The organism is Fundicoccus sp. Sow4_H7 (assembly GCF_052115865.1).
Taxonomy (GTDB): domain Bacteria; phylum Bacillota; class Bacilli; order Lactobacillales; family Aerococcaceae; genus Fundicoccus_A.
On sequence record NZ_JBQKME010000001.1, the window covers coordinates 215,081 to 230,799 of the forward strand.

The following is a 15,719-nucleotide window of genomic DNA, read 5'->3' on the forward strand; positions in this document are numbered from 1 at the left end:
CTTGTTTATTCTTCAAATTCTCCTTATAATGTTAAGGATAGGAACCAGTAATCTGGAAACAGCACCAAGGAGGCAACAAGATGTTTAAAAGCATCATTGTAGATGATGAAAAAAATATCCGTGAACGGATGGCGAACCACTTTCCGTGGGGAGATTTTCAATTTGAAGTGGTAGGAACAGCTGCTAATGGGCTGGATGCTCTCAAACTGATTGATGATCTGCAGCCGGATTTGGTTATGACGGATATCAAAATGCCAAAAATGGATGGTTTAGAACTCGTTGAAATCATTCATGAAAAATATCCGCACATTGTTGTGATTATACTAACGGCTTACCGCGATTTCGAACTCGCGCAAAAGGCAATCAACTTTAATGTGAAAGGCTTCTTAGTTAAACCCATCATGAAAAGTGATTTCCGTCAAATGATGCTTCGTATCCAAGACGAAGCCAAACTCAAAGCCAAACAAATGAATACTCACACCCATCCAAATGCAGCAACAACCGTCACCAACCATCCTCAAGTTACAAACCAATCAGAAAATAAAATTATTCCATCTCCGATAGAACGGCCGGAAGCGACCTTGAAAATTCGCAAATCCAACAACCGTTATGTCAACTATGCTATTCAATATGTCCAAGAACATTACACAGAAAACATTACACTCAAAGACATTGCAGATAAGTTATTTATTCACGAAGCTTATTTCAGTAAGCTTTTCAATGAGGAAACCGAGGTGGGCTTTAACGCTTACGTCAATTTTATCCGCATTGAAAACGCCAAGCGCTTAATTATTTATTCGGATCAGCAGTTGAAGGAAATTTCGACCACGGTCGGTTTTTCGAGCCATTCGTATTTCAATCGCGTCTTTAAACAAATTGTCGGCGACAGCCCATTAAGTTACAGAAAGAAGTATTTTGAAAGTCATGACCACTAAAATAAATAACTCTGCAAATCCCCAAGGCGACCCAAAGGTCGCCCATTCTTATAAAAACAATTCATCTGAGCGCAATTCACTCAGATATTTTTTGACGCGCACATCTATTTTGCTGAGCTTGCTTACGGGACTCATTATTATTTTGTTTTTTAACCATCAATTCACACAATTTACTCAAAGTGAAAATGAGGAAAACACCCAAGAAACCTTTCGACAATCGACAAATCAAGTCCAAAGAGGGTTGGAAGAAGTGGCCAGCGTGAGCCGGTCGCTTGAAAATAGCGACTTTTTGAATTATATCCTCGATAGGTTGCAAAATCCCCAATATGTGGGGACAGACCACTACCTCGCTTCCCAGCAGTTGATCAACTATTTATTTGTATTGGCACAAGAGAGTCAATTTATCGAAGATATTTTGTTAGTGACCAATAGCACGCAGTTTTCAGCGAGTATGTTGAGTGCGGGCTTTGGCTTAAATGGGATTGAAAAAAACCCGGCGATCACAAGCAACCAACTTTTTTATGATAATGAGTTTTTCAGAAAAACAAGCAATCATCAAGGGCTGAATAAAGATCTCAGCGACAACGACTTTTCTTACTTTGATGATAAGTTATATTTTGTAGCCAATATAGAAAATGCCGAAACGGATGAACATGCTGCGACGGCCTTTGTTATTTTAAATACTGATACGATTTTAACGTCCTTTCTAACGCCAGAATATTATCAAATCCGCATCAACAATCAAGAATTATTTAAAGGAAATTCATTCAGTCCGACCAGTCAAGATATTGTTCTTAGCCGCGAAATTTTGCCGTTCAATCTTGAAATTAAAATCCAGTCAGCCAATTATCGAAATCCAAGCCTACAAACATCATTGATATTTATTATGATTATGCTAGTGATTGTGGTGGTTGTATCTTGGCCGATTTCGGATTATATGGCGAAAAACGCCTTAAAGTCGATTGATGGTTTGCTGGATTGGATGGCGAACCAGGAGCCGGGGAAAAAAGTCGAGCACCATAATAAATCGAGGTTTAAACTCCACAACCGTATTTTTCTTTATCTGATTGTGACGACGGTCCTGCCATTTACCATCATCATGGTGCTTTATATGACGCAGTTTTACGGCAACTATATTCAAGATGTTCAAGCTCTGCAAGAAACGCGGTCACAAAGTAAAGCGGAATTAGTGGTTGATGAAATTAAAAAGCTACAAAATGTGCTGGCATCACTGTCGCTCAACACTTTGCCTGTTCAGGAAGATTTTATTGATACACCGTCGAATATTCGCCGCTATCTCAGCAACTACCAGTCGACCTTGAATGTCCGCTCGATTAGCCTTTTGAATAATCAGCAGGAAGAGCTGTATCGAACGAATTATTACAATTACAATCAAACGGCTCAAGACGTACAGCGGTATAGTCATATTAAGACGGCGATTTATTCGACTAGTGGGAATTATGATTTTATTTTCCAAACCGACAAGCGGGAAATGTATGGGACGATTAAACTGCCGATTTTAAATGTCAGCCCGACGCTGTCCAATGTGGATACGGTTCAAATTGAATTCGACCAAAATTATTTTGCGGCCTTGCCGATTCTGGAAGAGGCGATGTCGGAGCGCTTGATTGTCAACAATCAGCCGATTTTTGAATTCCAAGCCAACAATATCACGTCCAACCAACCGCTACCAACCACCGACTTATACCAGGTCAATCTTCCACTAAATATCCCTGGTTGGACCTATCAGGTGACCTTTAACCAAACGAGTTTAACGAATGAAATCAGCTTAATTTTAAGCCAATATTTGTCGATTTTCTTTATTATTTTACTGATTTTATTAGCCATAGCTTACTTTATTGCCAATAGTTTCCTTAAGCCGTTTTCAAGAATTATTAACCAACAAGATGGCTTAATCAATTTTGATCGACAGCCGAACTTCTTAGAAGGTATTGATGAAGTGACGCTTATCCAAAACAATTTTACAGAAATTTTGGATAAATTGAATCAATTGGTTGACGAAAAAATTACGATGCAAGAAAACCTCATTAAGGAAAATTATGAAAAACGCGAAATCCAATTGTTTGCCCTCCAAGATCAAATCAATCCGCATTTTCTTTATAATGCGTTGGATAATTTACTTTTCTTGGTTGAAGATGAACAAACCGATGCTGCCGTTGAAATGGTGCATTCGCTGGTCAATTACTTCCAATTCATTAATAACCGCAAGGACTTAGTTGTTCCTTTATGGAAAGAAATTGACTTTACCCGCCATTACTTAAACATCATGAACGCCCGTTTTGATAATTTCCAAGTCCATTGGGATGTGGACACAGGCATTGCCAACCGACCGCTTCTGAAACTTATCCTGCAACCATTGGTTGAAAATGTTGTCCATCACGGCGTCCGCAATACCGAACGGATGATTCATCTGGATATCAGCGTCCACAACCAAAACGATCAACTTGAAATTATCGTCGCGGATGATGCCGATGGGATGTCTGCCGAAAAATTACAACAAATTCAAAGTTATTTAACCAATCCGACCTATAATCGCTCAGGTCTCTTAAATGTTTATGACCGTTTAACCCTCTACTACAATGAGAACTTTACTTTTGAAATCAGCAGCCAGCCCCTTCAAGGGACTTCTGTTCGCATTGTGATTCCTTCTTTTGTCAAGTCCATCTAAAAATAATACTAATATACCTAAAAAAAGCACAATTTAAATAATTGTGCTTTTGTTATAATTAAATGCAAACGAATTCAGATTTCACACGATGGGAGTTGACTCAATTGACCGCTACCAACTCGATACAGCTTATTCCTGTATCGACAAACCAAGCGATAACGCAAACAGATTATTCAGACCTTTTACAACAAAAACCCCAGGCCATCCATGAAACCGTCTGGCAAAATGACCAACTCATGGTACAGTTCGCCATCCTAAGTCAAACAAAGACCGTTGAAAATATACACGTCCAATTAAAAACTATAACGTTTAACCCCCAAATAAATAACGCTGCTCATCACGAGGAAACTTTGGGCACACATGAGATCCCTTTAGAAGTAGTCGAAAATTGGTTTAAAATTTTTATGGTACAAGAAGTCGATGCCCATACCGGCTTTCTAGGCTATGGTTCAACAACACGACCACTGCCGATAGGTGACCGCCAAAAAGCAGCAGAAGTTTTAGTTGAACAACACATGATTGAAAGCATGCCAGCCCAACATTTACAGGCGGTTTGGATTCAATCACACATTCCTGCCGAAGCACCGGTTGGGCATTACAAGGCAACCATTGCGGTGACTTTTGGTGAAAATTCAGCCGAGGAAGTGACCGGAGATATTTATTTTGAGGTTTTAGAGGCGGTTTTAGCGGATGCTAAAACGTTTGATATTGAATTATGGCAAAATCCTTATGCAGTAGCGGAATATTATGGTGTTGAGCCGTTTTCAAAGGCACATTTTGATCTTTTAGAGCCGCATATGTTGAAATACCGTGAGATAGGTGGGAATGCGATTACCGCAACGATTGTCGAGGAAGCGTGGGCGGGGCAAACCTACAGCAAGCATGAAACCAAGTTTCCGTCGATGGTTAAGTGGACCAAGACTGCCGCAGGGGATTTTCATTTTGACTATGAAGATTTTGATAGTTGGGTGCGTTTTAACAAAGCAATCGGTTTAGGGGATAAAATTGTGTGTTATACGCTAGCGCCATGGACAAATCAAGTGGTTTATTTTGATGAAGCTAGCCAACAGATGGCGTCTTTTGCTACGGATGCTGACGAGGCATCCGACAATTGGACCGTATTTCTTAAAGACTTTATGGCGCATACACAGGCGCAAGGTTGGAGCAGAGATATTTGTATTGGGATTGATGAGCGCGGTTTTGATGAAGCGATTTTTGAAGTGTTGGAAGCAGTCAAAGGCGAGGATGGCCAGCCGTTTAAAGTGGCGGGGGCGATGGACTCGATTGTTGCCAAGCGTCATTTCAATCCGCATATTACGGATTTAAGCGTGGGGACGATTCCGGTAAAAGAGTCGGCGGACGAATTTGCGTCGATTATGGAGGAACGGGACGCCTTGGGTTTGAAGACCAGTATTTATTCGTGTACAGGACATAGTCCGGGGAATTTTTCCTTGAATGCGCCGGCCGAGAGTTATTGGACAATTGCTTTTGCTTATGCGAATGGGGCGCAGGGCTTCTTGCGTTGGGCCTATGATTCTTGGGTGGAAGATCCGTTGCGGGATACAACCCACAATGCCTTTGAAGCGGGCGATACATTTTTAGTCTTTCCGTCTGAAAAGGATGCTCCAGACCCGCAGCCGCAGTCGAGCTTGCGTTTAGAAAAGTTGGCGCAAGGGGTGCACGATGTGAATAAGTTGATTCAATTGGCGCAAGTCAATCCTGCGATTGACATTCAAGTGCAAGATTTGTTGAAAACAGTGAAGCAGGATTATGAGTCGGAAGGGTATTATTTAACAGCTGACAGTAAGGCGCAGATAATTGCGGATATGGATCTCTTTCGCCGAGATTTGCATGACTTGACGCGCTTTGCCTTGAAAGAAGGCTTTAAGTTGACGCCTGCCCGAGATGATGCGGATTGGGTGGAGACTGAACTGACGATACCGACTTATCATTTAGCTGACGACTTTGTGACTACGATTGAAAGGCCGACCGAGCCAGAGCATATGTACTTAGGCCAGCCGGATATGATTGCCATGCCAGATGATGAGAATCATTTGTTAATTGCTTATCCGAAAGGGCATGGGGCAGGGCCGATAATTTTACAGAAATCTTTAGATGGTGGGGAAAGTTGGGAAAAGCAGTCAACGCCTCGTTCATGGGAGGAGTCTTACGAAACACCGACCTTATATAATTTAGAATTTACCGATGGCCGTGTGAAGCAGGTATTAATTAGTGGCCGGCCAAATTGGAAAAACAATCCTGTGGGCGGTTGGCAAATGTCAGTGTCTGAGGATAAAGGGGCGACCTGGACGGAGTTTGAAAATTACCATGCTAGATTAGATGGGGAGGACCATTGGACGACGGTGCCGATGGCTTCGCTGGTGCAGTTGTATGATGAAAATGGCCAGCCTATGGATAAATGGATGGGCGTTTATCATAATAATGACTTTATCAATTACAAGTCTTATCTGACTTTTGACGAAGCTACAGCTGAGCCGCACTGGAGTCAACCCGAAGCTTACTTGGCTGAACACCGCCAATTAGAAACTTTGTATCAGATTTGTGAAGTTGGCTTGTTCTATTCACCCGATAAAAAAACACTTTCTGCCTTGGGGCGCTCGCAAAGTCACGAGCATTCATCCGTTGTCTTTCATTCTTATGATCAAGGCCAGACTTGGAGTCAACCTCAAGAGTTACCATTGGAGTTATGGGGCGAACGGCATAAGGTCCAATACGATCCTGAAAGTGGCCGCCTATTGGTGACTTTCCGTCAAATGATTCAACTCAAACATGTCAATCCTGCTATCACAGAACGTGATTGGCTAGCAGGCGACTGGATGTTATGGGTGGGAACTTACCAAGATATCTTGTCATTGACGGAAGGCGAGTATCGGATTCGCCTGATTCAAGACTGGACTCCTTCTCGCCGCGGAGGCGATACAGGTTACGCCGGTTTTGTGACCCAGTCCGATGGAACCTTGATACTAGCATCCTATGGGCATTGGGATAAACATGTGTCTCAAAATAATCCCAACGACCCCTTAGGAGACTTGTCTTATATCAAACAAGTCAAATTTAAATTGTCCGACATTGAAAAAAATGAAAAAGGAGACTGATAGTAACATGCATCCATTAATTGAAACACTCAAAGGCAAACTGGTCATTTCATGCCAAGCCCTACCCGGCGAGCCCCTTTATAAAGAAGAAGGCGGCGTCATGGTTCTTATGGCGAAAGCAGCTATCGAAGCCGGTGCCGTAGCAATTCGCGCCCAAGGACTGACGGACATCAAGCAAATCAAAGAAGCTTTTGATATTCCTGTCATCGGCATCATTAAGAAAAACTACGACGGTTACGATTCCTATATTACCGCAACCATGGCTGAGGTCGACGCTCTGGTGGAAGCCGGCAGCGACATCATCGCCCTCGACGCCACCATGCGCAAACGCGGTGACGGCACAACCATTAACGACTTCGTCAAAACCATCAAAAATAAATATCCCCAGCAATTACTGATGGCGGATATCGCGACGCTAGAAGATGGTTTAAATGCAGCTGAACTAGGCTTTGACCTTATTGGTACAACCATGAATGGTTACACTGAAGAAACAGCCAATCAAACAGAACCCAATTATGATTTGATGCGTGCCTTAGTCGAACAAACGGGCAAACCAATTGTCGCTGAAGGAAAACTAGCTTACCCACAAGACCTAGCCAAAGCCTACGAAACAGGTATCCATACCGCCGTTATCGGTGGCGCCATCACCCGCCCATTGGACATTGCCAGACGCTTTATAGCAGTAACACCTGATCAAATAAATAAATAAAATATAAAAGAAGAGGTATTTATTATGGATAAATTTGAAAAATATAAAGGGGTAATCCCAGCATTTTACGCATGTTACGACGACGAAGGCAACATCAGCCCAGAACGCATTCACAAATTAGCCAAGCACTACTTAGAGGTAGGTGTGAAAGGTTTGTATGTCGGCGGTAGCTCGGGCGAATGTATTTACCATACCGTTGAAGAACGTAAATTAGTCTTGGAAGAAGTGATGAAAGCTGTTGGTGGAAAGATGACCATTATTGCCCACGTGGCTGCTGCAAGTACAGACCAGTCGATTGAATTGGCAAAACATGCAGAAACTTTAGGGGTCGATGCCTTAGCTGCGATTCCTCCAATCTATTTCCGTTTACCAGAGCATGCAATTGAAGGCTACTGGAATGATATTATGGATGCTACTGATTTGGACTTTATTGTATACAATATCCCTGGCACAACCGGTTATGCCTTAACACCAACTTTATTGAAAAAATTAGTCCATAATGAAAAAGTCATCGGTGTGAAAAACTCATCCATGCCAATTCAAGATATATATTTATTTAAACATAACAGCCGCGCAGAATTCATCGTCTTCAACGGACCAGACGAGCAATTTGTTGGTGGCCGTGTGATGGGAGCAGACGGTGGAATCGGTGGTACTTATGGAGCAATGCCTGAATTATTCCTGGCTGCTGATCATGCGATTCGCCAAAATAATATCGAACTGGCTCGCGAAATCCAATACCGCATCAACGACATTATTTTCTCTTTCTTTGAGTGTGAAGGAAACATGTACGATGTGATTAAACTGATTTTGGCGAAACGCGATTTGAATATCGGTCGCGCCCGCAAACCATTACAATCTGCCACCGAAGCAGATAAGGCAAAAATCGACGCCATCGCTGCCAACATCGAAGACGCAGTCAATAAATACAAATCCGTCTACCAAGAAGCTTAAGCTAACTGACAATTCCAAGCCCTTTTCTTTCTAAGAGATAAGGGCTTTTAGTTTAAAAAGACAAGTAAGGGGTTACTTGGGAGTGGAGTGGGCGCGGCGGTCGGATGAAAAGGGAATAAAAGAGCCCATATAATTCAGATTATAGGTTTAATGCTACTTTCTATGGGAAATAAGGGGCTACGCGATCTAGTTAATTTATACAATTTTTGGACTTGACTGAGTTGAATGTAATGAAGCCCTGTTCCCTGGCACATCTTCTGAATTATATGCCATGGAGAGCCATTCCCTGGCACATCTTTTGAATTATATGCCATGGCGAGCCTTGCCCCGGCACATCTTTTGAATTATATGCCTTGGACGGTCATTCCCTGGCACATAATTTAGATTATATGCTTAATAAGCACTCCATTCAGCACACCCTTTAGATTATATGCTTAATGAGCATCACATTTGGTCTTAACTTATTAAATTTACACAAGATTGAACTAGATAAGATAATTTCATCCGAGCGGTTGGTGCGCGGTCGTATGAAAAGGTAGTTTCATCCGAGCGGCTGGTGCGCGGTCGGATGAAAAAGTGATTTCATCCGAGCGGTTGTTGCGCGCTCGTTTGAAAAGGTGGTTTCATCCGAGCGGCCAGTGTGCGGTCGTTTGAAAAGCTGATTTCATCCGAACGGCTGTCTCGCGGTTGTATGAAAAGGTAGTTTCATCCGAGCGGTTGTTGCGCGGTCGTTTGAAAAGCTGATTTCATCCGAGCGGTTGGTGCGCGGTCGTATGAAAAGGTAGTTTCATCCGAGCGGTTGGTGTGCGCTCGGATGAAAAGGTAGTTTCATCCGAGCGGCTGGTGCGCGGTCGGATGAAAAAGTGATTTCATCCGAGCGGTTGGTGTGCGGTCGGATGAAAAAGTGATTTCATCCGAGCGGTTGGTGCGCGGTCGGATGAAAAGGTAGTTTCATCAGAGCGGCTGGTGCGCGGTCGTATGAAAAAGTGGTTTCATCCGAGCGGTTGGTGTGCGGTCGTTTGAAAAGGTAGTTTCATCCGAGCGGTTGTTGCGCGGTCGGATGAAAAAGTGATTTCATCCGAGCGGCTGGTTTGCGGCTGGATCGTCCCGTTTGAAATGATGATTTCACCCTACCACGTCACCCAGCACCACCCAATACAAGTTGTCGCGCCACCTACACATACACCAACCCAACCCCAAATACAATCTAAACGGAGGTATATCTACATGATCGCATTAATCGATATCGGCGGGACGCAAATTAAATACGGTATCATGAATACCAACACTGAAACAGCGCGGACACTGGGTAGCATTGACACAGCTACCGACCTGCCTGATTTCAATATTCTTGATAGAATTGATATTGCCATCGAGCACATAAAGGAAGATTACACGATAAGAGGGATTGCGATTTCTTCGGCTGGTGTGGTCAACCCAACCACTGGGAAAATTGTTCACGCCAACCCCAATATTCCAAATTACGCCAATACATCGCTGAAAGAAATCCTTGAAAATAAATATAACCTGCCTGTTTCCGTTGAAAATGACGTGAATGCAGCCTTGCTTGGTGAGATTTATTTCGGAAAACATCAATCGGTGAGTTCGGCGATTATGCTGACGATCGGGACGGGTGTCGGCGGGGCGCTCTTCCTGAACCATCAAATTTATCATGGTTATTCGTTTTCAGCGGGGGAAGTAGGCTATACCTTCCTAAATGACCAAAATATTGAAGAGGTTGTATCCGCTCGCGCGCTCGTCAATCGCGTCCAACAACAAACGCCCCATGAAAAAGTCGATGGTTTCTATATTTTCAAGGAGCTGGAAAAAGGCAATCCGGAAATCGCCCGTATCCTAGACGATTATTGCCAGCAACTCGCTAAAGCCATTATTAACCAAGTTAGCCTGCTCAATCCTGAACTGGTAATCCTAGGCGGCGGCATCATGGAGCAGACCGGCTATTTCGAACCGCAACTGACGAAATATTTCAATCAATTTTATACCAACCATTACGCCAGCCAGCGCACAACCATCACTTTTGCAACCCTTGGTAATACCGCAGGTATGCTTGGCGCCTACCAGCACTTTAAAAATCAACACCCAAATAAATAACGTAATCACAACCATCCAGAGGAGTACAAAACAATGACAGAAGTTAACCCTAATTTATCGGAGGCACAAATTTTATTTGAGAGCCGCCGATTAGATGATCTGTCTATCGACAATGTTGCGAGCTATCGTATTCCTGCCTTGCTAAAAAAAAACCATCATTGCTGGCGTTGACCAACGTCACGACCACCATTGGGACTGGGGCAATATTGATATGGTAATCCGCCGTTCACAAGACAATGGACAAAGTTGGGGACCGATGATTCTCATCGTGGATTTACAAACAAATCCAAATGCCGAAAACGAAGAAATTAATTCAGCTATGAACATTGATATGACAATGATTCAGGATCAAAAAAAACAGAAAGAATTTTTTCAATTTTTGATATGTTTCCAGAGATTCGTGGCTCGTATGGAATTTTAGAAGACAACCGTCTCAGGGCAGAAAACAACAAAGAAATGTATAAAGAAGTACAACATGTGACCATAGACGGGCAGGCATACCTTGCGCTTTACAAAGAAAACGAAACAGAAGCTTACACTGTTCGAGATAATGGTCAGGTTTCCACACCGACTAATGAAGCGACCGCCTACAAAGTGATTACCCATTCAACGAATCCATCTTATCATGATCTTGGAGATATTTATTTAGATGAAGAAAAGATTGGGAATGTGTTTTTCATTACGAATTCAAGTTCGCCGTTTCGAATGGCAAAAGGCATGTTTTTATGGCTATCGTATTCGGATGATGAGGGGCAAGCTTGACGCTACATGCTGGACCGCACAAGTGATGCTCAATTGGGCCTATTTAACTGAAGAATAAATATCACTGCAAAAAAACTTAAAAGGAGTTCTAAGATGACAAAATTAACTGATGCGACAATGGTATTCGAAAGTCGTTTGCTAGAAGATACAACAACCGAGAAGGTTGCAAGCTATCGTATTCCTTCTCTCTTAAAAAGCAAAAAAGGCACACTAATTGCCGGGATTGACCAGCGCCATCAACATCAAAATGACTGGGGTGACATTGACATGGTCGTCCGTCGTTCCGAGGATAATGGTAAAACTTGGGGCGATATTATTACGATTGTAGATTTACAAACCAACCCTGATGCGGAATTTCCAGACTATGGAACGCCGGTTAATATTGATATGACCTTGATCCAAGATCCAGAATCTGAACGTATTTATTCGATTTTTGGAATGTATCCAGAAATCCGGGGATTATTTGGGATGATGAGTGATAATAAAGAATTGATCGATCAAGGGAAAGAGCCATTTGATGATAAACAATTTATTGAAATTGATGGCAAGTATTATTTAGCTTTGTATAAAGACAATGAAAAAGAAGCCCACACGGTTCGTGAAGAAGGCGTTGTCTACACACCAGCGGGTGAAGCAACCAACTACACTGTAAAATTAACGTCTGAAACGGCACCTTATCGTGATTTAGGGGATATTTATTTGGATGGGGAAAGAATTGGGAATGTATATTTCATTACAAATTCTAAATCACCGTTTAGGATTGCGCGCAGTATGTATTTGTGGTTGTCGTATTCGGATGATGAGGGCTTGACTTGGTCATGTCCGGAGGATATTACCGCGCAGGTGAAATTGCCATGGATGAAATTTTATGGGATTGGGCCGGGCGTTAGTTTGACTTTACATACGGGTGAACATAAGGGGCGGATGTTAGCGCCGACCTATTCGACCAACCATCATTATATACTGGATGGATCGCAGTCTTCGCGGATGATTTATTCCGATGATAATGGGAAGACTTGGCAGTCGGGTGAGGCGGTAAATGATAACCGCACATTAGCCGACGGGACAACCATTCATTCGTCGACGATGGATCACAGCGCCGAACAAAATACCGAAGCGGTTGGGGTTCAGTTGAATTCAGGTACAGTATTAATGTTCATGCGTAACTTGTCCGGTAGCGTCCAATCAGCGCGCAGCCTCGATGGCGGCCAAACTTGGGAAAATGAAATCGTTCAACACGATGGTATCAATGACGTCTACTGTCAAATGACGGCTATTCAAACCGTTCAAGACGGCCAAGAGTATATTTTGCTGGTGAATGCGGATGGGCCAAAGAGAACCAATGGTGTGGTGCGCGTCGCCAAAGTTAACGAAGATGATAGTTTGACCTGGTTAAGCAAAAAATTAATTCAAGAAGGCAAGTATGCCTATAATGCGATTCAACAAATTGGACCGGATTCATTTGGTGTGTTATACGAACATTCGGATGATGATCACCATGAATATTGCATCTTGTATAAAGCATTTGATTGGGCGTTTTTAATGGAACAATAATATGAATATAAGGGTTCTGCGTTCAGCAGAGCCCTTTTTTTTTGGTTCTACAACAAATGAGGTTGATGACGAAAATTTGTCATCAACCTCATCTTTGATTCAACGTAAAAATGCAGACAATCATTATATTGATCATATACTAAAAATGCGCAAACTAAATTAGCTATCGTTAGCAAGGAGTAGTCAACCAACAAGCTAAATAAATAAGAAGTGACAGAACGCATACCCTCTAACTCGAAAAGAGTACTTGCGATTGCCAAACGCATTTCTAGCAGTAAATAAATCCATTGAAAAGGGATGCTGTAAAAATTTTTGTGACACGTTGACCTTCTTTCTTCCCATATTCCATCATAGCTGTTATAGAGAAATCCCAAAGGTATCTCGCGTTCCCCAAACAAGTTATCATATAATTCTAAAAACAATACTTATGTTTATCGTAATTACAGCGATTATAAAAATCGAATCTTATTTACGCCACGACTCTATGAACTCAAACAAACAAAAAGGTCAAGCCACATAAAAAATGTTGCTTGACCTTTAAATGATTTTTCATCAACCTTATTTGAGACAAACCACCAATAAATCACACATTCTTCCAAATAACTTGATCGTTATCTTTAATTACAACCGTTCCATCTTTAAAATCAATATACAGGCTAGCGGTAGCTTTTTCTACACGACCTTTTCGAGTAATTAAAATAGAGTTTTCATCCTCAGTTGTAACCGCTATGGAACCATCTAAGTCAAAGGCTGAACTTTGATTTCTGAATTCGCAGAGCATCAGAATATCTTTGACCACACCTCGTTCTAGCTCTTCTTCGGCTTCAGCTAATGAATAGTAATGACGATTAATATTTCGACCTTCCTTAGTCGCTTCCAACAATTCAATATCGTTTTTCCCAGCTAAAAGACCAACATAATAAATTTGTGGAATTCCTGGAGCAAAAATTTGAATCGCACGAGCAACGAAATAATCAAAGTCATCCTCACCAAGCGCACTATAGTAAGTTGAATTAATTTGATAAATATCTAAATTATTATAGGCTTCACTGGAGTAGATTTTCTTCACATTCGCACCGACAGAATATAATTTTTCGCTAGTATAATCAATTTCTTCATCGGTTAGAATATCCTTAGCATCGACAACGCCAATCCCGTCATGGGTATCCAAAGTTGTAAATTGTTTCATCGGGGACTTCATTAACCAAGCTGCCAATCGGTCAGTTTTACCACTATACAAGCTATACAGAACAACCATTGGCAAAGCAAAATCATAAATATAATAATCTCGATCACTTAATTTATGCTGGATGGTATAATGCTCGTGAATTTCAGGTAATATTGTTAACCCTTGGTCGCCGGCCATCTTATCAACTGTTTCAAGCAATTCAAATACTTCTGGTTCGACAAAGAAACAATTTGTATCCAATTTTTTAATCGCATAAGCAAAGGCATCGAGGCGAATGATTGAAGCACCATTAGCTTTAAAATCCTCAAAAGTCTCTTGGATATACTCTAAGGTAATTGCTTTCGTGACATCTAAATCAATTTGTTCTTCACCGAAAGTATTCCAAACCTGTGTCGATTCTCCGTTTGCAAAGGTCACCTCCTGAAATGGTGGCTTGTCTTTACGTTTATATATTAAATCGATATCTTCATCGGTAGGACGATCTTCTGGGAAAAACTCCTGAACATCAATAAATAAATCTTTATATTTTGATTGCTTACCATGCTCAACAAAATCTTGAAAATAATGAGATTGCTTAGAAATATGATTAACCATAAAGTCAAACATCAAATAATAATCTTCACTCAAACGCTTAATATCCGACCAATCGCCAAAATTCTCATCTGCCATATCGTATCTTGTTGGTGCAAAACCACGGTCACCTGTAGAAGGGAAGAAAGGGAGGATGTGGATTCCTCCAATGGCTTTGCTGAGGTATTTATTCATAAAAGAACTGAGGTCTTTAAGGTTTTCACCAATGGAATCGGGGTAGGTAATTAGCATTACTTTGTTTTCAATCATTATTTCATTCCTGCCTTTCTATTTAACAGAACCACTTGTCATACCTGCGATAATATTCTTTTGGAAGCGTAGGTAAACAATTAAAATAGCAATTATACCAATAACATAAGAAGCAAATGAAGGACCAAAATCAAGGAAATATTGTCCTTGGTAATTATATTGGAATAAAGGTAAAGTCCATGAGCTTTTATCACGGTTTAAGATTAACAATGGCAATAAGAAGTCATTCCAAATCCATAAAGCATTTAAAATGATGGTTGTTGCGTGCATTGGTTTCAAAATCGGAAAGATCACACGGAAGTAGGTTTGGATTTTTCCTGCACCATCAATCTCGGCAGCTTCATCCAATTCTTCAGGTATTGAACCTTGAATATAACCTGTATATAAAAACAGAGTCTGTGGAACAGAAAAAGTTAAATACAAAATAATTAAGCCGGGAATATTCATTAAATCAAAGCGGCTCATCAAGTTGGTAATGGGTAACATCACCACTTGAAAGGGAACGAAAATCCCAATAATCAGTAAAAAGTACAAGATACGATAACTTTTGTGTTTACGCATATTACGCGCCACAGCATAAGCGGCTAGTGGTACAACGAGGGTAATCAGTAAAATGGACACTACCGAAATAATCGTTGAATTCACAAAATGAACCACTAAACCATCGTTAAAGACACGTTCATAGTTGACTGTTGTAAATGGATTCGGTAAGCCAAAGAAATCACCTGTAATATTGGCGGTTGTTTTAAATGAACTCGTTACCGTTAAATAAAGCGGAACTAAAATTACTAGTAGGCCTAAGACAAGTAAAATAAAGGCAAACCAGTTGGTCTTTGTTTTCTTCATAATCAATTTCCTC

12 protein-coding genes are annotated in these 15,719 nt (G+C 41.4%); 10 read left to right on the top strand and 2 right to left on the bottom strand.

Annotated features, from left to right (window positions below; all coding sequences use genetic code 11):
- Positions 1 to 80: 80 nt before the first annotated feature.
- From ACTQ54_RS00810 to ACTQ54_RS00855, 10 genes are all read left to right on the top strand, one after another.
- A complete protein-coding gene (locus ACTQ54_RS00810) occupies positions 81 to 935 on the top strand; it encodes a response regulator transcription factor (RefSeq protein ID WP_441753939.1) in 855 nt (284 codons plus the stop codon).
- Entirely contained in the window at positions 925 to 3,624 is a 2,700-nt protein-coding gene (locus tag ACTQ54_RS00815; protein ID WP_441753940.1) for a sensor histidine kinase, read from the top strand. The genes ACTQ54_RS00810 and ACTQ54_RS00815 overlap by 11 nt, the downstream gene beginning before the upstream one ends.
- 104 nt (positions 3,625 to 3,728) lie before the next feature.
- Positions 3,729 to 6,740 (top strand): glycoside hydrolase domain-containing protein, encoded by a 3,012-nt coding sequence (locus ACTQ54_RS00820; RefSeq protein ID WP_441753941.1) that lies wholly within the window; start codon positions 3,729 to 3,731, stop codon positions 6,738 to 6,740.
- Positions 6,724 to 7,449, top strand: coding sequence for an N-acetylmannosamine-6-phosphate 2-epimerase (locus tag ACTQ54_RS00825; protein WP_441754393.1), 726 nt, complete (start codon positions 6,724 to 6,726; stop codon positions 7,447 to 7,449). Before ACTQ54_RS00820 ends, ACTQ54_RS00825 begins: the two co-directional genes overlap by 17 nt.
- Positions 7,450 to 7,473: 24 nt before the next feature.
- The gene (locus tag ACTQ54_RS00830; protein WP_441753942.1) at positions 7,474 to 8,403 is read left to right on the top strand and encodes a dihydrodipicolinate synthase family protein; all 930 of its coding nucleotides are present in this window, start codon (positions 7,474 to 7,476) and stop codon (positions 8,401 to 8,403) included.
- Between the two features lie 1,227 nt (positions 8,404 to 9,630).
- Entirely contained in the window at positions 9,631 to 10,515 is an 885-nt protein-coding gene (locus ACTQ54_RS00835) for an ROK family protein (protein ID WP_441753943.1), read from the top strand.
- Between the two features lie 33 nt (positions 10,516 to 10,548).
- Entirely contained in the window at positions 10,549 to 10,686 is a 138-nt protein-coding gene (locus ACTQ54_RS00840) for a hypothetical protein (RefSeq protein WP_441753944.1), read from the top strand.
- A gap of 40 nt (positions 10,687 to 10,726) precedes the next feature.
- Positions 10,727 to 10,936, top strand: coding sequence for a hypothetical protein (locus ACTQ54_RS00845; RefSeq protein WP_441753945.1), 210 nt, complete (start codon positions 10,727 to 10,729; stop codon positions 10,934 to 10,936).
- 35 nt (positions 10,937 to 10,971) lie between these two features.
- Complete coding sequence (locus ACTQ54_RS00850; protein ID WP_441753946.1) at positions 10,972 to 11,277, top strand: hypothetical protein; 306 nt, start codon at positions 10,972 to 10,974, stop codon at positions 11,275 to 11,277.
- Between the two features lie 93 nt (positions 11,278 to 11,370).
- On the top strand, positions 11,371 to 12,831 hold the full coding sequence (locus ACTQ54_RS00855) for a sialidase family protein (RefSeq protein ID WP_441753947.1): 1,461 nt from the start codon (positions 11,371 to 11,373) through the stop codon (positions 12,829 to 12,831).
- A 583-nt stretch (positions 12,832 to 13,414) separates the two neighbouring features.
- Here the strand turns inward: ACTQ54_RS00855 and gtfA are convergent.
- Positions 13,415 to 14,863, bottom strand: a complete 1,449-nt coding sequence (gtfA, locus tag ACTQ54_RS00860; protein WP_441754395.1) for a sucrose phosphorylase — start codon at positions 14,861 to 14,863, stop codon at positions 13,415 to 13,417.
- 15 nt (positions 14,864 to 14,878) lie between these two features.
- Complete coding sequence (locus ACTQ54_RS00865) at positions 14,879 to 15,706, bottom strand: carbohydrate ABC transporter permease (protein WP_441753948.1); 828 nt, start codon at positions 15,704 to 15,706, stop codon at positions 14,879 to 14,881.
- Positions 15,707 to 15,719: the final 13 nt, after the last annotated feature.